This is a genomic window from Rhodococcus sp. YL-1, from assembly GCF_001942025.1.
Classification (GTDB): Bacteria; Actinomycetota; Actinomycetes; order Mycobacteriales; family Mycobacteriaceae; genus Rhodococcus_F; species Rhodococcus_F qingshengii.
The window spans coordinates 4,889,674-4,911,478 of the sequence record NZ_CP017299.1; the positions used below are offsets into that span (position 1 = coordinate 4,889,674).

Sequence of the window (21,805 nt, forward strand, 5' to 3'; positions counted from 1 at the left end):
CATTGCACCAGATAACGTTGAACTACAGGTGATTAAAAATCTCCCACTGTGCGGGAGGCTCAACTTATTGGATCAGTTGATCCATGTTAGACATCTCGATCAGAGCGAGTGATCCAAATCACTCCCCTGTCGACAGGAGTTGTCATCGTGTGGTCCGCATCGTCCATCCGCTTCGGAGCCTTCCTCGCCCCGTACCATCCGCTCGACGCCGATCCCGCCCTGCAACTCAGACGCGATATCGACCTCATGACACACCTGGACCACCTCGGATTCGAAGAAGCGTGGATGGGTGAGCATCATTCGACCGGCGCCGAGATCGTGCCTGCCCCGGACATGTTCATCGCGGCCGCCGCAGAGCGAACCGAGCGCATCCAGTTCGGCACAGGCGTGACGTCTCTGCCCTATCACCACCCGTTGATCACGGCCGACCGCATCACTCAGCTCGATCTGCAGACGCGCGGACGACTCATCTTCGGCACCGGCCCGGGCAAGATCCCCCTCGATGCGCACATGATGGGCATCAACCCGTCGGACCAGCGTCGTCGCCAGGGCGAAGCGCTCGAGGCCATTCTCGCGTTGCTTCGCGGCGAGGTCGTCAACATGGAAACCGACTGGTTCACGTTGCGTGACGCACGTGCGCAACTGCCCACCTACCGTGCGGACGGCATCGAGACCGTGACAGCGTCGACGATTTCCCCCAACGGTTCGGTGCTCGCAGGCAAGAACGGCCTCTCCCTGCTCTCACTCGCGGCGAGTTCACCCAGCGGCTTCGACGCACTGGATCGCAACTGGGATGTGTACGAGAAGGTCTCGGCCGAGCACGGCCACCACGCCAACCGAGCGACGTGGCGTGTGGTCACTCCAATGTTCATCGCCGAGACCCGAGCGGAGGCCGAGCGCGCCGTGAGCCGACGGATCGGATCGATGGCTTCCTACGTGAATCGACAGACCGGCCAGAACCCGGCCTGGGCAGATACACCGGCCGGAGTCATCGATCAGTGGCGCAACGACACGCTCGGCGAGTTCGGTCAGGCGATCATCGGTACCCCCGAAGATGCGATCGCACAGATCGAGCGTCTGATCGAGAAGACGGGAGGGTTCGGCACGTTCTTGATCCTTCACGTCGACATGGCGAGCTGGGAGGACACCAAACGCAGCTACGAATTGTTCGCCTCCGAGGTGGTCCCGCACTTCCGGAAGCGAAATGTCGGGCGTCAGGCGAGCATGCAGTTCGCCGAGGACAACCGCGAATACCTGATCGGCGGGCTGGTCGGAGCGATCACCAAAGCCCATACCGACTACTACGGCCGGCCGGCCGAGACGGGAGCCGTGCGCGCATGAGGGCCGTCCGTTTCCAGCAGGGAGAATTCGCGGTCACCGAGATCGCCGACCCGCCGCCGTTGGCACCCCATCAGATCCGCATCGACGTCGTCGCCTGCGGGATCTGCGGCAGTGACCTGAGCATGTCGAAGGACCCGTGCCGCTTCGTTCAGGTCGCGCACGACGGGGGCTACCCGCTCGCCACCTTCGATCCGGACGCGCCAGTGGTACTGGGGCACGAATACGCGGGTATCGTCTCCGAGACCGGTTCTGCAGTAGACGATTTCGCGATCGGCGATCGGGTGGCCGGCATCGGCTTGGCCACCGACACCGCTACCGGGATCCCGACGATCATCGGCTACTCGAACGAGTACCACGGCGCGTTCGGCGATCACATAGTCGTCGACGCGTTCTGGGTCCGCAAAGTTCCCGACCACCTGTCACTCAAGCACGCCACACTTGCCGAACCTCTCCACGTCGGCGAGATGCATCTCCAACAGTCCGGCCTCACCTCGGCCGATTCGGCGCTCGTCATCGGTTGCGGAACGATCGGACTGGGCGCCATCGTCGCCGCGAAAGCGCGCGGAGCGCAGATCGTCATCGCGTCGGAGCCCTCCCCCAAACGACGCGAGCTCGCCGCGAAGATGGGCGCGGACATCGTCGTCGATCCGGCCGAGCAGGATCCGATCGAACTGTGGAATCGAATGATCGCCGAAGGCAACCAGCTTGTCGGCCAGGCCGCGAACGGAGTTCTGATCGCCTACGAATGCAGCGGGCGGGCGGGAGTCATCGGAGAACTGATGCACACTCTGCCGTTCAACTCGCGGATTCAGGTTCTGGCTGCGCCGTTCGGCGACGAGACGATCATTCCCGTCGTCGGGCAGTTCCGGAGGATCTCGATCAACTTCGGTCACGGTCCTTACGAGAATGCCTACGACATCACCCTGCAGAGGCTCGCCGACGGCGAGATCGACGCCGAAGCGATCATCACCGGCAGGGTCGGTCTGGATGGAGTCTCGGACGCTTTCGCAGCTCTGCGCGCACCCGACGAACACGTGAAGATCCTCGTACTACCCGCGGGCCTCCCGGAATAGCGGTCGATCCTGCCCTGTTGACGTAGGGGTGCTCGCACTCGGGCACCTCTACTTCGGGCTGTGCGAGCGTCGCCTGTTGGCGTCTGCGCCCCGATACCAGGACAATGGCAGGGTTGGCGTCAGCCGACAACGCGGCGCAACGCTCTGTGGCTGCCGCGTTTGCTTCACTAGGAGGATTCCGTGACCGACGGACCGTTGATCGTCCAATCCGACAAGACGCTGCTGTTGGAGGTCGACCACGAGCGCGCCGGCGATGCCAGGCAGGCAATCGCCCCCTTCGCGGAACTCGAACGGGCCCCCGAACACGTCCACACGTATCGCATCACTCCCCTGGCCTTGTGGAATGCCCGCGCCGCCGGACACGACGCCGAGCAGGTTGTCGACGCGCTCGTGTCGTACTCACGATTCGCGGTTCCACAACCGCTGCTGGTCGACATCGTCGACACGATGGCCAGGTACGGACGCTTACAGCTGGTCAAGAGCCCGGTGCACGGCCTCATCCTGGTCAGCCTCGACCGCGCAGTCCTCACCGAGGTGATGCGACACAAGAAGATCTCGCCGATGCTCGGTGAGAAGGTCGACGACGACACCGTGATCGTCCACCCGAGCGAACGCGGCCGCCTCAAGCAGATGCTGCTCAAGGTGGGCTGGCCGGCCGAGGACCTCGCCGGCTACGTGGACGGCGAAGCGCACCCGATCGATCTCGCTTTCGAAGAGGGCCACTGGGAACTGCGCGACTACCAGCAGATGGCAGCGGATTCGTTCTGGGCCGGCGGCTCGGGCGTCGTCGTGCTGCCGTGTGGCGCCGGCAAGACGATGGTGGGCGCCGCAGCGATGGCAAAGGCCAAGGCCACCACCCTCATCCTCGTCACCAATACCGTTGCCGGTCGTCAGTGGAAGCGTGAGTTGATCGCGCGTACATCGTTGACCGAGGAAGAAATCGGCGAATACTCCGGCGAGCGCAAGGAGATTCGGCCGGTCACGATCGCGACCTACCAGGTGATCACACGTCGCACGAAGGGCGAGTACAAGCACCTCGAACTTTTCGACTCCCGCGACTGGGGACTGGTGATCTACGACGAGGTCCACTTGCTGCCCGCGCCCGTCTTCCGGATGACGGCAGATCTGCAGTCGCGCCGCCGTCTCGGCCTGACCGCAACGCTGGTTCGTGAGGACGGCCGCGAAGGCGACGTCTTCTCGCTCATCGGCCCCAAGCGCTACGACGCTCCGTGGAAGGACATCGAAGCGCAGGGCTGGATCGCGCCGGCCGACTGCGTCGAGGTGCGAGTGACGATGACGGACGCCGAGCGCATGTCCTATGCCGTCGCCGAACCGGAGGAGCGCTACAAACTGTGCTCGACGGCTCACACGAAAATTGCGGTCGTGAAGTCGATCCTGGCCAAGCACCCCGATTCTCCGACTTTGGTGATCGGTGCGTATCTCGATCAGCTCGACGAACTCGGCGAAGCCCTGAACGCCCCGGTGATCAAGGGATCCACCAAGAACAAGGAACGCGAGATCCTCTTCGATCAGTTCCGTAACGGTGAGATCCAGACGCTGGTGGTGAGTAAGGTCGCGAACTTCTCGATCGACCTTCCGGAGGCGTCTGTCGCCGTGCAGGTTTCGGGAACCTTCGGGTCGAGACAGGAAGAAGCGCAGCGACTCGGACGCCTACTGCGACCCAAGCACGACGGCGGTCAGGCTCACTTCTATTCGGTGGTCTCGCGCGACACTCTCGATGCGGAGTATGCGGCACATCGTCAGCGATTCCTCGCCGAACAGGGCTACGCCTACCGGATCACCGACGCCGATGACCTGCTCGGACCTGCGATCGGCTGAGCATTTCTGCAACACGTTTCAGAAACAAATGGACATACGTCCAGTTATCTGTAGAGTGTCCCCTGTCACAGTCGTGTCCATCGGCCGGGGGTCACCAGCACCATGCGCTCAGTTCCACGTCTACGGGGTCGGCTCGCCGGAACCATCTCGCTGCTGACTGCCGCCGTCGTCGTCGCCACGACCGGCGTCAGCGCCGCGGCACCGAGTCCTGCTCCTACTGCGCAGAACTCGGTGTACGCACTTGCGAACGGTTGCTTCGCGCTGCGCACCGAGTCTGGTGATTTCGTCCGTCGTGACGGGTCGGCGTACCTCACCGACGTAACGAAAGCCGCAGACGCCGAACCGTTCCGGCTACATGCGGCCCAGTTGGGTCGATTCATGCTGTACGGCCCGGACGGGTCGATGCTCTCGCACGACGGCGCAGACTCGGTGCTCGCCACTTCCGAAGCAACTCCGTCCACCGACTGGACCGTGATGTCCACTGGCGAGTCCTTCGTTCTGACAGCGACCTCGAACGGCCGACAACTGATCTCGCGAGATTTGATGCTCACGATGTCCGATCCCGGTGACGTTCCCGAATCTGCGTTCACGCTGATCCCGCGCGACGGCTGCGCCGACTTCCCCGAAGCGGAGGTGGGCGCAAACGGCGTTCCGGGAGAAATCGGACCGAACGGTGAAGTCACCGGATTCATCGACACACACGTGCACATGAATGCTTCCGAGTTCATGGGCGGAAACCTGCACTGCGGCCGACCTTTCGATCCTCAGGGCGTCACCGCAGCGCTCGTCGACTGCCCGGACCATCAACCCGACGGGATACCGGCGCTCCTCGAAAACGTTCTGTCGTACGGCAATCCCTTCGAAACTCACGACACCACCGGCTGGCCGAGTTTCACCGACTGGCCGGCGCACGATTCACTGACACACGAGCAGACGTACTACAAGTGGGTCGAGCGGGCCTGGCGTGGCGGTCTGCGAATCTTCACCAACCTCTTTGTCGCCAACCGTGTCCTGTGCGAGCTGTATCCGAGTAAACGAAATCCCTGTGACGAGATGGAGACCGTCCGGATCCAGGCGCAGCAGACACGCGAACTCCAGGACTACATCGACGCCCAGTATGGCGGTCCCGGCCGGGGTTGGTTCCGCATCGTGAGCTCCCCTGAACAGGCCAGGCAGGTGGCCGCCGACGGAAAGCTGGCCGTCACCCTCGGGGTGGAGGTGTCCGAACCCTTCGGTTGCTCTGTGCGCAACGGTATTCCGCAGTGCACCGAGGACGACATCGACCGCGGCCTGGACGAGTTGTACGACCTCGGTGTCCGGCAGATGATCGTCACGCACAAGTTCGACAACGCCCTCGGCGGTGCCCGTTTCGACGGCGGCGTCACCGGAGTGGCCGTCAACATCGGCAACTACCTGGGCACCGGGGAGTTCTGGCAGTCGGAACCATGCACCGGCGTTGCCGAGGACAATGTGCTGCCCACCAAGGTCGACGGCGCACAGAATCTTCTCGCGGTACTCCCACCCGGAGTGACGCTTCCGGTGTACCCCTCTGGTCCGCAATGCAATTCGCACGGCCTGACCGACCTCGGCGCGTACACGATCCGAGGTTTGATGGACCGAGGGATGATCGTGGACATCGATCACATGAGCGTCAAGACCGCCGAAGCGGCTCTCGATATTCTCGAAGCTGCGAATTACTCCGGCGTCGTTTCCAGTCACAGCTGGAGCGACCCGAGCCTGTACAAGCGGATCTACGCACTCGGCGGATTTGTCGCCCTGTACGCCGGACAACTCGACGCATCGGACGAAAAGCCCGAAGAGCGTGGGTTCATCGACCAGTGGCGGGACGCACGGGCGATGCGAAGCGAGAACTACTACTTCGGTTTCGGCTACGGCGCCGACACCAACGGCTTCGGGCCGCAGGCCGCACCGCGCGGCGACGCCGCAGAAAATCCGCTGCAATATCCGTACACCGCCTTCGACGGCACGGTCATGGACCAGCAGCGCGCCGGCACCCGGGTTTTCGACGTGAACACCGACGGCGTTGCCCAGTACGGGATGATTCCCGACTGGATCGCGGACATGCGTATTGCTGCGGGCGCCGACGGCGACACGATCATCGAGGACATGAGCCGTGGCGCCGAGGCTTACCTGCAGATGTGGGAGCGCGCGCGAAACTAGCTACGCTGGTGGACGGTCCCCGGGAGATCGGGGGCCGGTCCTAGATCGTCCGGCACCACCCGAAGGAATTTTTCGTGGCTGACTTCCAGTTCACCGTCGACAAGGCTCACGCCAAGTCGGTCAACGACACACTGGCCGATGTACGCCGCCTGCAGATTTCTGCGGTGATCTTCGCGATCGTCCTCGCCGCGGTCGGGGCCTGGTTGATCAGCATGGGCGAGGTGTGGTCCATCATCATCGGCGCAGTCCTCGCCATCGGTGCGGCCAGTTCCCTGTGGGTTGCCGTGTGGGCACCTCGCAAGGTGGGAAGCGTCGAATCTCTGTATGCGGACAACCCACTGGTTCCCGCGATCGTCACCGAGGTTCACCCTCGAGCGGCGACCTTGACGGCATTGATCGACATCGCGAAGCCTGCGGCCGGAGCACCGCAGTACGCGCTCGTCAGCCGCAACGTTCGACTCAATCCGAAGTGGCGAGTCGGCGACCGCATTCCGTCGGTCGCACTGCGTTCGGATCGTTCCACCCGCAGCAAGGCTGACACGTGGCAGATGGTCAGTCCCATGCCGATCGAGTGGGGGACCAAGGACTCGGCAGTGCTGGCACGCGCGATCGCTGCTGTCAGTGCGAGCGAGTGGAACTTCCTGCAGAGCCGGATTCCCGATTCCGAAGAAGTTCGCACCCACCCCGATCGCCGGGTTCTGATCAACCCGGCCGATCTTCCTGACTCGCTGCGCTAGCCCCAACGGTTACGCGAGCGCGGGCAGCACTTCCTTCTCGAACATCTCGATTCCCGACGTGTCGTACGCGGCCTCGGGGAAGTAGAAGATTCCGTACTCGAGTCCCTGTGCCTTGAGCGCCGACAGGTTCTCGATGATCTGCTCGGGTGTACCGACGGCGGGCATTCCGCGGAACGCATCGAGCGACGCATCGGCGGCAGCTTCGCCGACCAACGGCGTCAGTCTGTCCTTCAGTGTCTCCAACCGCTGAGCCACCTCGGATTCCGTCGCGCCGATGGCCACGTTGTAGTTGGCCGAACGGACGATGGCGTCGAAATCGGTGCCGACGGTGTCGCAGTGCTTCTTCAGGATCTCGGACTTGTGCGCGAAGCCGGCCGGGGTGCCGTCGAAGTTCGTGTACTGCGCGTACTTGGCCGCGATCTTGAGTGTGACCTTCTCGCCGCCACCGGCAACCCAGATGGGAATTCCGCCCTCTTGCAACGGAAGTGGACGGCACAGCGCTCCGTCGACCTGGTAGTACTTGCCGTCGAGCGTCGCGCTGCCGGTCGACCACGCCTGCTGCATGATCTGGATTCCTTCGTCGAGGCGGCCCAGACGCTCACCGGCAGAGGGGAAGCCGTAGCCGTATGCGCGCCACTCCTGCTCGTACCAGCCGCCGCCGATGCCCATCTCGACGCGTCCACCCGTGATCAGGTCGGTGGTCGCGGCGACCTTGGCGAGGTACGCCGGGTTTCGGTAACTCATGGCGGTACACATCTGGCCCAGTCGGATACGCGAGGTCGACGCACCGAGTGCGGCCATCAATGTCCACGCCTCGTGAGTCGCTTCTTCCGTCGGCTGGGGAACGGTGTGGAAGTGGTCGTAGACCCACACCGACTCCCACGGCCCTGCCTCCGCGCGCAGCGTGAAGTCCCGCATCACCTCCCACTGCTTCGCGGGGTCGATGCCGACCAGGTCCAGACGCCAGCCTTGAGGTACGAACAGTCCGAATCGCATGTAGCGAGCCTACCTACAGTTTCCCGACGCGCGACCGGGGTGACACCCGCGGAGAGTAGACCGGAATGAAGCGGAACATCATCGCCGCGCCGGCGAACGACGTCGCGCCCAGAGCGGCGAATGCCCACCCGAGTGGGAGCACCGCGGCGAGTAGACCGATCGCGAGCGGCCCACCGAACATGCCGGTGTCGTGCGTCAATCGCCATGCAGCGAGGAACTCGGCGCGTTCTTCGGGCGGGGCGATATCGGCACCGAGGGTCATGATCACGCCGTTGCCCAGTCCGTTGCCGATCCCCATCACGACAGCGACCACGGTCAATCCCACTGCACCCGTCGAGAACGGCAACAGTAGGTACGACACACCGATCACCGTCAGCGAAGGCACCGCGACCAGCCTGCGGCCGTATCGGTCCATGATGTGTCCGGCCGGGTACGAGCACAGCAGGTCCACGGCCGCACCGATACCGAAGATCACACTCACCTGGGCTGCATCCAATCCGAGGTGCAATGCCCACAATGGAAGAACGGCCTCACGCGAAGCGCGGGCGGCGCCCATCAGAAGGGAGCCTGTCCCGAGCGTCGACAGAGCGGCACGATGACGGCGAAGGATCTCCGGGAGCGTAACGTGTCCGTGATCGCTGTTGCCTGCCTGCACCTTTCGTGGCGGGTCGGGAACGCGGGCCATCAGCGCCCCGGCGAGCACGACGCCCACCAACTGGACAAGGAATCCTCCGCGCGCTCCCACCAGGAGAATCACGCCGGCCCCGATGAGCGGTCCCAGGAAGAAACCCAACCGCCACATCGCAGCGAACGACGACATTGCTCGGGCCCGTAGACCGAGTGGCACGGTCTCGGCGAGGTAGCTCTGCCGCGCAAGGCCCCACACCGCATTCGCCAATCCGGTCAACAGTGCGCCGATACCGAGCATCCACGGAGTCTGTGCAAGGAGACAGATCACCACTCCTGTTGCACCCAAGGAACTTCCGCCGATGATCGACCTGCGCTCACCGAAACGCGACACGATCCTGCCGGCGGGGAGGTCACCGAGTACGGCGCCCAAACCACCGAGTGCAACGATCAGGCCGGCGACGGCAACCGAGGCACCCAGGTCGCGCGCGGTGACGGCCATGATGGGGGCAGCCGCACCCTGACCGATCCCGAAGATCGCCGCCGGTACGAAAACCGTTGTGACCAGTGGCTTGAGACCGGCAATCGCCGGCTGTTCCTTGGGCAGTGTTTCCGTCACGCGCTCACTTCTGCCGCGTCAGCGGCCCGCGAGAACCGATTCGCCGGACGATCGAGGCCGTAGTGACCCCGCAGGGTGGATTCCGTGTATTCGGTCCGGAAGAGCCCACGCGCCTGCAGAATCGGCACGACCCGGTCGACGAACACCTCGAGCCCTCCGGGCAGATAGGGCGGCATGATGTTGAAGCCGTCCGCGGCGCCCTTGTCGAACCATTCGGTCAACTCGTCCGCGACCTGCTCCGGTGTCCCGGCAAATGTCCGATGCCCACGGCCACCCCCGAGTTTGCCGATCAGTTCACGGACGGTGAGGTTTTCGCTCTCCGCAAGGTCTTTGACGAGCTGGTATCGACTCTTGTTTCCTTGGATGCGATCGATGTCCGGCAACGGGGGCAACGGGGCATCCAGCGAATGCTCTGTGAGGTCGACGCCCACCATGTTCGAGAGTTGGCGCAGTGAGTACTCAGGTGAGATGAGATCCGTGAACGACTGCTCCAGTGCCTTGGCTTCTTCTTCCGTATCCGCGATGAAGGGAACGATGCCTGGCAGCACCTTGATCTCGTCGGGACTACGCCCGTACTTGATCAGCCGCGCTTTGAGGTCGGTGTAGAAATCCTGCCCCTGCTCGAGTGTTCGTTGAGCGGTGAACACGGCCTCGGCATACTTCGCCGCGAAGTCCTTACCGCTCTCGGAGGAACCGGCTTGCACGAGCAACGGACGTCCCTGTGGAGACCTCGGCGAATTGAGCGGGCCAGCCACCGTGAATCGTTGACCGTCATGGTCGATGCGATGGACACGATCAGGATCGGCGAAGATTCCGGTCTCTTCGTCCAGGACAACTGCCCCTCTTCCCAGCTGTCCCAGAGTCCGAGCGTCACGTCGAGAAACTCCTCGGCGCGCTCGTAACGACCGCTGTGCGTCGGTACCGCATCGAGGCCGAAGTTCGCGGCCTCGTCGGCGCCGGCCGACGTCACGATGTTCCACCCGCCTCGTCCACCACTGATGTGATCGAGGGAAGCGAACTTCCTTGCGAGAGTGTACGGATCGCTGTAACCGGTCGACGCGGTTGCAATCAGTCCCACCTTGTCGGTGGCCGCAGCGATCGCCGACAGCAAGGTGACGGGTTCGAAGATCGCCTGGGTGTTGTACTTGACCCGCGGGCCGACTGCTAGACCGTCGGCGAAGAACACCGAGTCCAGCTTTCCACGCTCGGCGATTCTCCCCAATTCCTGGAAGTGCTTGACGTCCAGGAGGTTGGCCGCGTTTGTGCGTGGGTGGCGCCACGCCGCCTCATGATGGCCGACGCCCATCAGGAAGGCGTTCAGATGAAATTGTCGTTCGGACATGAGTTCGCAGAATCTTTCCGTGAATGTGTGGTCAGGTGGTGACGCGCCAGCGCGAGAGCCGAAGTTCGATCAGGACCAGAATCGCGTTGATTGTCAGACCCAACAACGAGATCGCGACGATGCCCGCGTACATGTTCGGGATCTGGAAGTTGAGTTGTGAAGCGGTGATCAGATACCCGAGACCGGCTTTGGCCCCGACCATTTCGGCGGCGATCAGCACGAGAATCGACGACGCGGCTGCCATGCGGATACCCGTGAAGATCGTGGGAACAGCGGCGGGCAGAACCACCTTCTGGAACAGCCGAATCGAGGAGAACCCCAGCGAGGCAGCGGACTTGATCAGCAGGGGGTCCACTGTTCGCACACCGGAGATCGTGTTGAGCAGAATCGGGAAGGTGCAGGCGTAGATCACCAGGGCGATCTTCGATTCCTCACCGATTCCGAGAATCAGCACGAAGACGGGAAGCAGAGCCAAGGCTGCTGTGTTGCGGAACAATTCGAGAATCGGGTTGAGGAAGTCGGAGACCGGGCGGTACCAGGCGATCGCGATTCCCAACGGAATCGCGATCGCGATGGCCACGAAGAATCCGGTCAGCGCACGCGTCAGACTGGCCGAAACATGCTCTTGCAATTGTCCGTTCTCGGCGAGAGTGAAGAATGCGGACACAACTTCGGTGAAGGGCGGGAGGAAGACCTTGTCCACCAGCCCGAGCCGAGGTGCCGCTTCCCAGATCCCGAGGAAGATCGCGATCGCAATCGACGGCTTGGCAATCCGCCAGGCGGTGGAACGAATGTAGCGCGCCGCCTTGCCGCCGGCCTGGCTCCGCTGCGCAATGTCAGGTGTTATGTCGGCCAACGGTTTCGGGGTGGCGACCACCTCCGGCGTCGCCAATGCGCTAGACATGTGCAACCTCCTTGGCAGGATCGAGTTCGCCGGCCCGAGCGCGCTCGACTTCACCGTGCAGCAGCGTCCAGATCCGGTGCCGGAACACTCGGAACTCCTCACCTGATCGCACGTCGTCGGCGGACCGGTCGATGTCGATGTCGACGATCGTCTTGACGCGCCCCGGCCGCGAAGTCAGTACTGCAACACGTTGCCCGAGGTAGATGGCCTCGTCGATTCCGTGGGTGATGAACAAGATGGTCTTGCCGGTGGCCTTCCAGATGCGCAGAAGCTCGTCCTGCAGCGACTCTCGCGTCTGTGCGTCCAGCGCAGCAAATGGTTCGTCCATCAGCAACACTTCGGGGTCGAATGCCAGGCTGCGGGCGATCGCGACTCGCTGCTTCATTCCACCGGACAACTCGTGCGGATAGCGATCCGCGAAACCTTGCAGACCGACCAGTTCGAGGTAATGCTCGGCGAGCTCGCGTCGCTCGCTCTTCTTCACGCCCTTCGCTTCGAGTCCGAACTCGATGTTGTGACGTGCAGTTCGCCATGGAAGTAGCGCGTATTGCTGGAAGACGATTCCCCGATCCAAGCCTGGGCCCGTGATCTGCTTGCCGTCCAGAAGGATTCGACCGGAAGTGGGCGAACTGAGTCCTCCGAGGAGGTCCAGCAGAGTCGACTTGCCGCAACCACTCGGCCCGACGAGGACCAGGAACTCCCCCGGCGCCACGTCGATGTTGATGTCCTCGACCGCGGTGAAAACTTCGTCGGTCCCACGAATGTCGAACTGTTTGGTGACGTGCTCGAGCCGTAGTTTCGGTTCTGTGCTCATTTTGCTGCCTCCAGTGCCTGTCCGTCAGCGCCGCTGTCGGGTGAATACGTTCCGTTGGCGTACGGGTTGAATTCGTTGGTGTAGATGTCCGACGGCTTCAACTTTCCTTCTTCGAGTTCGCCGTTACGGGTGAGCCAGTCGATCCACGTGCTGATCTCGGTATCGGTGATCGTTCCGCCGGGGCCGGCGACTCCTGGGCTCTTCCAGTAGCTGATGAGCTTGGTGTCCTCGTTGCGTCCGCGGCTGTTGATGATCGACGTCAGCTTCGCGACCACTTCTTCTCGTGGGTGTGTCTGCGTCCAGCGGATGGCCCTCGCTGTTCCCTGCACGAAATCGGCGACCGCCTCCTTGTTCTGCGCGATGTAGTCGTCACGGAACACCAACGTGCCGTAGGTGAACGAGCCGAACAACGATTCGTCCGTGAACAGCTCGCGAAGGCCACCACGTTCGAGCGCGGAGTCACGGAAGACCGAGCCGAGGGTGGCGACGTCGATCTGTCCCTGCCGCAAAGCTTGTTCCGTGTTGACCGGCGGAACCACGATCAGTTCCACCTGCTTGATCTCGTCCGGTGTAAGCCCCTCCCGCGCAAGCCATTCACGCACGACGAACTCGTGGTGCGCACCGAGGGTGTTCATCCCGACCTTCTTGCCGATCAGGTCCTTCGCCGATTTGATCGGACTGTCGTCGAGAACGTAGTACCCGTTGAAGCTCTCCTTGTCGGAGCCGTAGTACCCGATGACCGAGGTGATCGGTGAACCCGCGGAAGCCAACTTCACCACCGCCCCGTTGAACGCTCCGCCGAACTCGGTTTGACCGGTCGCTGCGTTCTGAATGCTCTGAGGGCCGCTGGTCGTATCGCCGATCCAGTTGAGCTCCACGTCGTTGAAGTAGCCGAGGTCAGCGGCCAGTTCGGGGTAGATGACCTGTCCGGTGCTGCCCTCGTACCGCAGGACGGTCTTGCCATCGGCGGTCTTGACCACTTCGTCAGAGGAGCCCGAGCAGGCAACGGCAAAACTGGACAGAGTGACAAGAGCGACGACCGCGGCTACCGAGCGCGCGAAACGAGGGCGAATCATGAAGTTGCTTCCTGTAGAAGATGATTGGTTCAGTTCTCGGCTACACCTGTCCGGAGCGCCGTGTGCGGCGCTCGGCACAGGCAGGTGTGGGGAATGTCAGTTCAACGACAACAGTTGAGCGACATGAGCGGGAAAGACCGAAACACGTGAGACTCCAATGAATGTGCAGACAGGATCGAGCCGTGAGCAGTGCCGAAACCATACGTCGGCACCCACTACCTGGGTCAACGGTTACATTCATGCCGGATTTAATGTGTGAGGTCCGTATCATGAGGGCATGCTTTCGCCGACGACTGCGCAGGACTTCGAGCAACACCGTGGCCACCTGACGTCGGTGGCCTACCGTCTCACCGGAAGTTTCAGCGACGCTCAGGATGCGGTGCAGGAGGCATGGATACGCTTGCAAGTCGCACAATCGAGACAAGGAAGCGACCTCGAGATCCGCGAGCTGCGCGGATGGCTCACCACTGTTGTCGGTCGGATCTGCCTCGATCATCTCAAATCGGCCGCGGTCAGAAGAGAAAGCTATGTCGGACAGTGGCTTCCGGAGCCGATCGTCACGCCCGTCGACGCCACGGCGGGCACACCCTCAGCGACACCCGATCCGCTGGAGTACGTCGTGACGCAGGAACAGAATCGTTTTGCTGCCCTCGTCGTCCTGGACACCCTTACTCCCGCTCAACGCGTTGCCTTCGTCCTGCATGACGGCTTCGACGTGCCCTTCGCCGAGGTTGCGCGCATCCTCGACATCGAAGTAGCCACTGCCCGTCAGTTGGCCTCGCGGGCCCGTAAAGCCGCAGCGTCGGCGCCGGTCCCGGTCAGTAGCGAGGAGCATGCTGCTGCCGTCGAGCGATTGGTGACGGCTATCGCGAGTGGAGATCTGAACGCCGTGATAGGTGCACTCGATCCCGATGCCGTCCTGATCGGTGACGCAGGCGGAACTACCCGCACGGCTGTCAACATTGTGCGCGGCAGCGATCGTGTCGCGCGGTTCTATCTGGGATTGGCCCGCAAGTACGGACCGGCAGCGGTGTTCTCGATGTCACCGGTTCTCGTCAACGGACAGCTCGGCGGTGTATTCGCCGGCTCACCGGGGGACGACCAGTACCCGCAGTTCGCCGCTCGCGTTGCCGGCTTCACTGTCCGCGACGGAGTTGTGTGCGCAGCCTACGACATTGCGAATCCAGCCAAGTTCAGCGCTGTGCCGATGCTCGATCACACCGAACCCGAACGCAAGTAGCGAGACTCCCATTCCTCGAGGTGTGATCTGGACACCTGCGTGCCGAACCACAGTCGGTGCAGTACATCCGATCCCAGATGATGCAATTCGGTGTGCGTCCTCCACTGCTGCGACGCCCACTCGGGTTCGTTGTGGGCGGCGTCGATCCCGGCCATCGCGCTACCTCGCAGTTCGAAGTCCAGGTCCCGACGAAGCTCCGAAAGCTCCGACCAATTCGCCTGTGGTGCATAGTGCCTCGCGCGAATTTCGGTCAGCAGCTTGAACAGGACGCTACCCGCCCGTTCGTCGACCCAGATCAGAGTGCGTCGATGCGCACCGCGCCCCACCGTCCACAGGACCACCAACGCCACGACGACGCCGATTGCCGTCTCGAGCATGCGGCTGAGGATCAGATGTCGGACGGTCCCGTGCGCACCACCGGCCGCGCCGAGGAGAATCGCGAGGGCGGTGATGAAGATGACGGCTATCCCGTAATTCCGCACCAGGAACAGCTCGATCCCCGCCATCAGGACTGCAAGTACCGCCACCAACCACAGACCGGTCGGACTCCAGGCGTAGATGGCACCCAACAGAATCAACCCGAGGACGGTTCCGCCGATGCGGTGGATTCCGCGATAGGTGCCCAGTATTCGATCCGGTCCTTGATGAAGGACCATCGCCGCGGCGATCACCGCCCAGTCCGGGCGATCGATGCCGAGCAGGACGGTGAGGGTTCCCGCCGCCATACAGGCAATGGACAGCCGAAGTGCCGTCACCGACGCTCGGCTGGACGGATTGCAGGCGCGGAGGAACCGATATCGGATCGTCGGGTCGGGCAGAGGCGGGTGGGCCCCGACCTCGTCGACGTCGAACGCGGGGTCCGCCATGAGCTCCGGATCGTGGTCGTCGGAGATCGCTCTGGCCATCGAGATCTGCGCTCGTTCGAGTTCACGGGTCAACGGGTGGTCTTTCCCGACGATTGCGCCGCGGTAAAGGCACTGCCACGCGTCGTGCAGCCGAAGTGCTGCAGCGTGGCGTTTGTCTCGCGTGAGTTCGGGTGGGGCGTACGTCGCCTGAGCGTCCGTGTACTCCGCAACGGCCGAGACGGCTGCCTGTACAGCACTGCGTTCGACAGCTCTCGGTGCCCACAGGATTCCCGTCATCGAGACGACCACCGCGCTGATCCCACCGATTGCCGTCCACATCGCGACCTCGACCGGCGGCTGACCGGGAGTGGCGATCACGGAACTGATCTCGGTGGTGAGCAACAGAAAGAACGCGCCCGGTGGACCCAATCGAAGCGCGTCGACGGTGAAGGCGCAGGTCGACACCACGACGGCCATGATCAGCACGACAAAGACCAGCAGCACCGTCGGCGCTCCCTCAGCGATGGCTCGGTGGACGGGCTCACCCACCGATGCCCCGACGAAGGACAGGATCGTCAGCGCCGTCGCAGCGATACCGACTGCCTTCCACCTGCTCCGGTACGGACGACCCTCACCGTAGATCGATGCAAATGCACCGAGGCCGACCAGGAGCGAAGCAGACCCGAATCCGAGCAGTGTGGCGATGGCCGCCGGAATCGCCAGGGCTAGGGCGACGCGAACCGCTCCGGGGTACCTGTTTCCCACCGGCGGCAATCCGAACAGGACGCTGCGCGCCGGCCGCGGAGCCGGGAGGTTGGACTCGTGACCCGCTGATGTTTCTTCGGGGTCCACTGCCCATCCTTCGCGCCGGCCTGTTCGTGTCTGTGTCCTCCCATTCTTGCGGGCGGCCGACGTGGAATTCGAGGCGGGTCCGGAGGTCGATTCGACCACCCCTTTATTGACACTATGTCAACAGTGTGGATGATAGGTGGAGTCGGATCCGCTCGCGGGTCGCACTTCATCGATCGGGAGAATCACGATGACGCAAGGATCTACCGCAACCCGGACCGCAGAACGACGGTCCCCGTGGATGGACGACGAATTGGAGGCCGTGGCCGACCTGGCAAGGAACTTCTTCGCCAAACACGTCACACCGCATCAGAAACGCTTCGCGTCCCAAGGTTTTCCCGACAAATCCGCATATCGAGAACTCGGGGCGCTCGGGCTCGCCGGCATGTCGATCCCCACCGAGTACGGCGGCGGAGGAGGAACTTTCGCGCACGACGCCGTGCTGTTCCACGAGCAGGTCATGGCGGGTGATCATTCACTCCAACTCGGCGTGCACTCGGGAATCGTGCCGCACTACCTCAATGCCTACGCCGATCACGAGCACAAACTGCGCTGGCTACCGAAGCTGGTGAGTGGCGAGTGGGTGGGCGCAATCGCCATGACCGAGCCCGGCACCGGATCCGACTTGCAGAACATCACCACCCGAGCCGTCCGCGACGGTGACGACTATCTGATCAGCGGCGCAAAGACCTTCATCTCCAACGGTCGCAATTGTGATCTGGTGATCATTGCCGCCAAGACCGATCCCAGCCTCGGAGCGCGTGGAGTGTCGCTCATCGTGGCCGAGGTCGATGACAACACACCGGGTTTCGAGCGCGGGCGAATACTCGAGAAGGTCGGACAGAAGGGCCAGGACACCACCGAGCTGTTCTTCGACCGCTTGCGGGTGCCTGCAACAAACCTGCTCGGGGACCGCGAAGGCACAGGGTTTGCCCAGCTGATGCAGCAGCTACTGCCCGAACGATTGATCTGCGGAGTTGCAGCCACTGCGGCAATGGAGCGTGCAGTCGCCCTCACCGTCGAGTACACCAAATCCCGAAACATGTTCGGGCAAAAGCTCTTCGATCTGCAGAACACGCGCTTCGAACTTGCCGAGTGCGCGTCCATCGCTCGTATCTCACGAACGTTCATCGACGACTGCATCGTCAAATACCTTGCCGGGCAGCTCGATGCGACTACCGCCGCGATGGCCAAGTACTGGCTCACCGATCAGCAGTGCGCCGTGATCGACCGCTGCGTGCAACTACACGGCGGGTACGGCTACATACTCGAATATCCCATCGCTCAGATGTATGCCGACGCTCGTATTCAGCGAATCTACGCCGGATCGAACGAAGTCATGAAGGACCTCGTGGCGAGATCACTCTGAGCAATCAGGAATCCGCCTCGCACGCCGGCAGAACGTCACGCACGATGACGAGCAAACTGCGTACCAGCAGAAGGTGCACCTGTTCGCGGTCGAGCGCTCCCGTCACCAACCACTGCTTACTGGCAGCCTTCGCCAAGCCTCCGTACGCCACGATCATCGAATGAACAGCAGCCTCGCTGCCTTCACTCGGTCGAATCTCGAGCGCATCCATCATGCGTCGCGCAGCAACGTCGTCAGCATCCTGCAGGATCCGATCCATCTCGGGATCACGGCGGAGGTCGTCGGACATGACTGTCGAGATCCACATGTCGCGATGACGCCAGGCGACGTCGAGCCACCGATCGATCACGGCGCCGATCCGCTTCTCCTGGCTCGCCGATCGCGGAATGCGGTCCACCGCCACTTCGGGAATGAAGACGAACCGCCGCACGACGTCGAGATACAACTCCCGCTTGGAGCCGAAGTAATGATTGAGCAGCGGACGTCCGACCCCAGCCGCCTTGGCCAACTCGGTCATCGAGACGTCGGCAAAAGACTTCTCCTCGAAAACCTTTGCCGCGCTGACAATGATCTGCTCACGCCGGTCTTCGGGACCGAGACGCCTTCCGCCTGTGGCCGACGCGGACGTCATTCTTTTCTCGCGGGCGTGCTGTTGACCGTCGCCTGCGCCTCGACCATGAGCGAAATGTGCTCCACCAAACGCTTTCGAGAGATCTTGGAGGACGGGGTGTGCGCCTGATAGATGAACGCGAGGGCACCGAACAGCCCCACCGAATTGAGTTCGGAGTTCGCGGAGTCGGTTGCCTCGCCGCCGTACATCAGCTCGAGCGACGCGGAAATCGGATTCGTGAACTCCGCCATCAATTCTCGCCCTCGATCCCACAGCGCAGGTTCCGCCTGGGATTCGACGAACATGATGCGTCCACGTCGAGGATCTTTGAATACGTAGTTGGTGAAGGCCTTCACCACGTGGCGGATCAGGGCCGACGGTTCGGAAGGCGCCGCCTCGAGAGCGTCCAGAATAGTGTCACGCGCACCGAGAACGACCTCGTCGAGCACGGCGACCAGCAGTTCGTCACGGTTGGCGAAGCTCTCGTAGAAGTACCGTTCGGTCAGCGCGGCCTCGCGGCAGGTCGCACGCATGGTCGCGGCGGCCGCTCCCTCGGTACCCATGATCTGCAACCCGGCTTCGATCAGCTGTGTCCGGCGCGCGGCGCGGCGATCTTCCGGTTCCTGCCCACGCCACCTGCGCGGGCCGGTGCGCCGAGCCTCGGTATCCGTCATGTCCCCATGTTCTCACTGACCGGCAGCGCTCTCGACCTCAGGTTATCGCGGCGACCTCCGCAAGCGAACTGACATCGCCCGATGTCAATCAGTTGAATTCTGACATCAACCGCTGTTGACATCACTTGATGTCAGACTTACTCTTCGTTCAGTTGTTCACGCACCAATCAGGAGGCGTCACACATGGTCGACATCGACCCAACCTCGGGGCCATCGGCCGGTGACGAGGAAACTCGAACTCGCCGAACACGAGTCGTCGTCATCGGAGCCGGTTTCGGCGGCATCGGAACGGCTGTCCGCTTGAAGCAGTCCGGGATCGACGACTTCGTCGTTCTGGAACGTGCCGCGGAGCCCGGGGGAACCTGGCAGGTCAATACCTACCCCGGTGCACAGTGCGACATCCCGTCGATTCTGTACTCGTTCTCGTTTGCGCCAAATCCGAACTGGACGCGGCTGTATCCGCTACAGCCCGAGATCTACGACTATCTCCGGGATTGCGTCCATCGCTTCGGACTGGCCGGTCATTTCCACTGCAACCAGGACGTGACAGAAGCTTCGTGGGACGAGCAAGCCCAGATCTGGCGGGTACACACTGCGGAAACCGTGTGGGAGGCACAGTTCCTGGTCGCGGCCACCGGCCCGTTCAGTGCCCCCGCCACACCCGACCTTCCCGGGCTCGAATCGTTTCGTGGTCAGATGTTCCACACCGCGGACTGGAACCACGACCACGACCTTCGCGGTGAGCGGATAGCCGTGGTCGGCACCGGCGCCTCTGCGGTGCAGATCATCCCCAGACTGCAACCGCTCGCGGACACGTTGACCGTGTTCCAGCGGACACCGACGTGGATCCTGCCGCACCCGGATCAGCCGATGACCGGCTGGCCGAGCGCTCTCTTCGAGCGGGTGCCGCTCACCCAACGACTGGCACGCAAGGGACTTGACCTGCTCCAAGAAGCCCTGGTACCCGGATTCGTGTACAAGCCGTCACTGCTCAAAGGGCTGGCCGCACTCGGCCGAGCACACCTTCGCCGGCAGGTGCGGGACCCGGAGCTTCGCGCAAAGCTGCTCCCCCACTACGCATTCGGATGCAAGCGTCCGACGTTCTCGAACACCTACTATCCCGCGCTGGCGTCACCCAATGTGGAGGTGGTGACGGACGGAATCGTCGAGGTGCAGGAGCGCGGAGTCCTCACCGCGGACGGCGCCTTCCGGGAAGTCGACACCATAGTCATGGGAACCGGCTTTCGTATGGGAGACAACCCGTCGTTCGACATCATCCGGGGCAAGGACGGCCGCAGCCTCGCGCAGACGTGGAACGGCAGTGCCGAGGCCTTCCTCGGCACCACCATCAGCGGGTTTCCGAACTTCTTCATGATCCTCGGCCCCAATTCCGTGGTCTACACCTCGCAGGTCGTCACGATCGAAGCGCAGGTCGAGTACATCGTGAGCTGCATTCTTCAAATGGACGAGGGCGGCATCGGCAGTATCGACGTCCGGGCAGACGTGCAGAGAGAGTTCGTGCGCGCGACCGACCGCCGACTCGCCACCAGCGTATGGAACGCCGGCGGGTGCAGTAGTTACTACCTCGTCGACGGCGGCCGCAATTACACCTTCTATCCCGGATTCAACCGATCCTTCCGCACCAGGACCAAACGAGCCGACCTCGCTCACTACGCGCAAGTACAACCCGTCTCGTCCGAATCACTCACCACTGCCCGAGAAACCGTGAGGAGCCGATAATGCTCGGCATCAACGCCTTCCGAGGCACACCCGTCGTCGCACCGTCCGGCGCGCGCCGCTACACCGACGAAGCACATGCGATCGCCGCCCGTGACGTCGAATTCGACTGGGACGGCGTACCACTGCATTACGTGCCGAACGAACCGATGGTCACCCACGTCATCAACTTCATGCATCTCGTGTTGCCCGAGGGAGAGCGGGCCATGTCCGCAACGCTCGCCGAAGCGCTCCCGCTCATCGAGGACCCCCGCCTGCACGAAGAGGTGGTGGGATTCGTCGGCCAGGAAGCAACACACGCGTCGTCGCACAAAGGTGCACGCGAGCATCTTGCGGACCTCGGCATGGACATGAAACCGATGTCACGCCGGATGGACTGGCTCGTGGACAAGATATTGGGCGACAAAGGATTGACCGGAAAAGCCAAGCACGCCTGGCTCTGTGAACGTCTCGGCTTGTTTGCCGCGATGGAGCACTACACGGCGGTGGTCGGGGAATGGCTGCTCACCGATCCCGCCCTCGAAGATGCCGGCATGCACCCGACGATGCTCGACATGGTCAAGTGGCACGGCGCCGAGGAAGTCGAGCACCGCAACGTGGCCTTCGACGCCTACATGTACGTGGACGGTAGCTACGCCCGCCGCGTTCGCACGGCGCTGCTCGCCAGCTTCACGTTGTTCGTGTTGTTCATCGCCTCGATGAACTACCTCTTCCGGCAGGACCCGTCGAAGGCGAAGGGCCGCCTGTGGCCTCTGCAACTGATCAGCGCCACTCGCCGCGGCCTGGTCCCGAACATGAAATTCCTGATCACCGAGATTCCTCCGTATCTGCGGCCGAGCTTCCATCCGTCCCAGATCGGGGACATGGACGTAGCCATGCGCTACCTCGCTCGCTCACCTGCCCGCCAATCGTTCTTCCGAAAAGAGTGAAGG

Annotated in this window: 17 protein-coding genes and 1 pseudogene; 9 read left to right on the top strand and 9 right to left on the bottom strand. The window is 62.8% G+C overall.

Translation table 11 applies throughout. The features are described 5' to 3' along the window. The first annotated feature begins 147 nt into the window (after positions 1-147). The 5 genes from BH682_RS22595 to BH682_RS22615 all read left to right on the top strand — a co-directional run bounded on the left by BH682_RS22595 (position 148) and on the right by BH682_RS22615 (position 7,171). Positions 148-1,341, top strand: coding sequence for an LLM class flavin-dependent oxidoreductase (locus BH682_RS22595; RefSeq protein ID WP_047271186.1), 1,194 nt, complete (start codon positions 148-150; stop codon positions 1,339-1,341). Continuing rightward, positions 1,338-2,414 carry an alcohol dehydrogenase catalytic domain-containing protein gene (locus tag BH682_RS22600; protein WP_075834176.1) on the top strand — a complete coding sequence of 359 codons (1,077 nt, stop codon included), beginning with the start codon at positions 1,338-1,340 and terminating at the stop codon, positions 2,412-2,414. The genes BH682_RS22595 and BH682_RS22600 overlap by 4 nt, the downstream gene beginning before the upstream one ends. Positions 2,415-2,594: 180 nt before the next feature. Beyond that, positions 2,595-4,253 carry a DNA repair helicase XPB gene (locus BH682_RS22605; RefSeq protein ID WP_003940219.1) on the top strand — a complete coding sequence of 553 codons (1,659 nt, stop codon included), beginning with the start codon at positions 2,595-2,597 and terminating at the stop codon, positions 4,251-4,253. A gap of 102 nt (positions 4,254-4,355) precedes the next feature. Then, positions 4,356-6,434, top strand: coding sequence for a hypothetical protein (locus BH682_RS22610; RefSeq protein WP_058037814.1), 2,079 nt, complete (start codon positions 4,356-4,358; stop codon positions 6,432-6,434). A gap of 74 nt (positions 6,435-6,508) precedes the next feature. Then, entirely contained in the window at positions 6,509-7,171 is a 663-nt protein-coding gene (locus BH682_RS22615) for a DUF3239 domain-containing protein (RefSeq protein WP_007733514.1), read from the top strand. A 9-nt stretch (positions 7,172-7,180) separates the two neighbouring features. On the opposite strand, the gene BH682_RS22620 is transcribed toward BH682_RS22615, so the two are convergent. From BH682_RS22620 to BH682_RS22645, 6 genes and pseudogenes are all read right to left on the bottom strand, one after another. Beyond that, entirely contained in the window at positions 7,181-8,167 is a 987-nt protein-coding gene (locus tag BH682_RS22620) for an LLM class F420-dependent oxidoreductase (RefSeq protein ID WP_064073973.1), read from the bottom strand. 13 nt (positions 8,168-8,180) lie between these two features. Further along, positions 8,181-9,413 carry an MFS transporter gene (locus tag BH682_RS22625; RefSeq protein WP_042451237.1) on the bottom strand — a complete coding sequence of 411 codons (1,233 nt, stop codon included), beginning with the start codon at positions 9,411-9,413 and terminating at the stop codon, positions 8,181-8,183. Continuing rightward, positions 9,410-10,755, bottom strand: a pseudogene (locus tag BH682_RS22630) (LLM class flavin-dependent oxidoreductase). Before BH682_RS22630 ends, BH682_RS22625 begins: the two are co-directional and overlap by 4 nt. A gap of 31 nt (positions 10,756-10,786) precedes the next feature. Next, positions 10,787-11,659 (bottom strand): ABC transporter permease, encoded by an 873-nt coding sequence (locus tag BH682_RS22635; protein WP_075834178.1) that lies wholly within the window; start codon positions 11,657-11,659, stop codon positions 10,787-10,789. Next, a complete protein-coding gene (locus BH682_RS22640) occupies positions 11,652-12,473 on the bottom strand; it encodes an ABC transporter ATP-binding protein (RefSeq protein WP_075834180.1) in 822 nt (273 codons plus the stop codon). Before BH682_RS22640 ends, BH682_RS22635 begins: the two co-directional genes overlap by 8 nt. Continuing rightward, positions 12,470-13,549 (bottom strand): ABC transporter substrate-binding protein, encoded by a 1,080-nt coding sequence (locus tag BH682_RS22645; RefSeq protein WP_007733528.1) that lies wholly within the window; start codon positions 13,547-13,549, stop codon positions 12,470-12,472. Before BH682_RS22645 ends, BH682_RS22640 begins: the two co-directional genes overlap by 4 nt. 277 nt (positions 13,550-13,826) lie before the next feature. On the opposite strand from BH682_RS22645, the gene BH682_RS22650 reads away from it, so the two are divergent. After that, entirely contained in the window at positions 13,827-14,789 is a 963-nt protein-coding gene (locus tag BH682_RS22650) for a sigma-70 family RNA polymerase sigma factor (protein WP_075834182.1), read from the top strand. Here the strand turns inward: BH682_RS22650 and BH682_RS22655 are convergent. Further along, positions 14,765-16,486 (bottom strand): FUSC family protein, encoded by a 1,722-nt coding sequence (locus BH682_RS22655; RefSeq protein ID WP_075835431.1) that lies wholly within the window; start codon positions 16,484-16,486, stop codon positions 14,765-14,767. The genes BH682_RS22650 and BH682_RS22655 overlap by 25 nt on opposite strands. A 187-nt stretch (positions 16,487-16,673) precedes the next feature. Between BH682_RS22655 and BH682_RS22660 the strand changes: the two genes are divergently transcribed. Next, positions 16,674-17,852 (top strand): acyl-CoA dehydrogenase family protein, encoded by a 1,179-nt coding sequence (locus tag BH682_RS22660; RefSeq protein WP_047271188.1) that lies wholly within the window; start codon positions 16,674-16,676, stop codon positions 17,850-17,852. Between the two features lie 4 nt (positions 17,853-17,856). Here the strand turns inward: BH682_RS22660 and BH682_RS22665 are convergent, their stop codons facing one another. Further along, positions 17,857-18,483: a TetR/AcrR family transcriptional regulator gene (locus BH682_RS22665; protein ID WP_075834184.1), complete on the bottom strand. Its 627-nt coding sequence runs from the start codon at positions 18,481-18,483 to the stop codon at positions 17,857-17,859. Then, complete coding sequence (locus BH682_RS22670; protein WP_007733534.1) at positions 18,480-19,136, bottom strand: TetR/AcrR family transcriptional regulator; 657 nt, start codon at positions 19,134-19,136, stop codon at positions 18,480-18,482. Before BH682_RS22670 ends, BH682_RS22665 begins: the two co-directional genes overlap by 4 nt. Before the next feature lie 183 nt (positions 19,137-19,319). Between BH682_RS22670 and BH682_RS22675 the strand changes: the two genes are divergently transcribed. After that, complete coding sequence (locus tag BH682_RS22675) at positions 19,320-20,876, top strand: flavin-containing monooxygenase (protein ID WP_054782246.1); 1,557 nt, start codon at positions 19,320-19,322, stop codon at positions 20,874-20,876. Beyond that, a complete protein-coding gene (locus tag BH682_RS22680; protein WP_075834186.1) occupies positions 20,876-21,802 on the top strand; it encodes a metal-dependent hydrolase in 927 nt (308 codons plus the stop codon). The genes BH682_RS22675 and BH682_RS22680 overlap by 1 nt, the downstream gene beginning before the upstream one ends. The last annotated feature ends 3 nt before the right edge of the window (positions 21,803-21,805 follow it).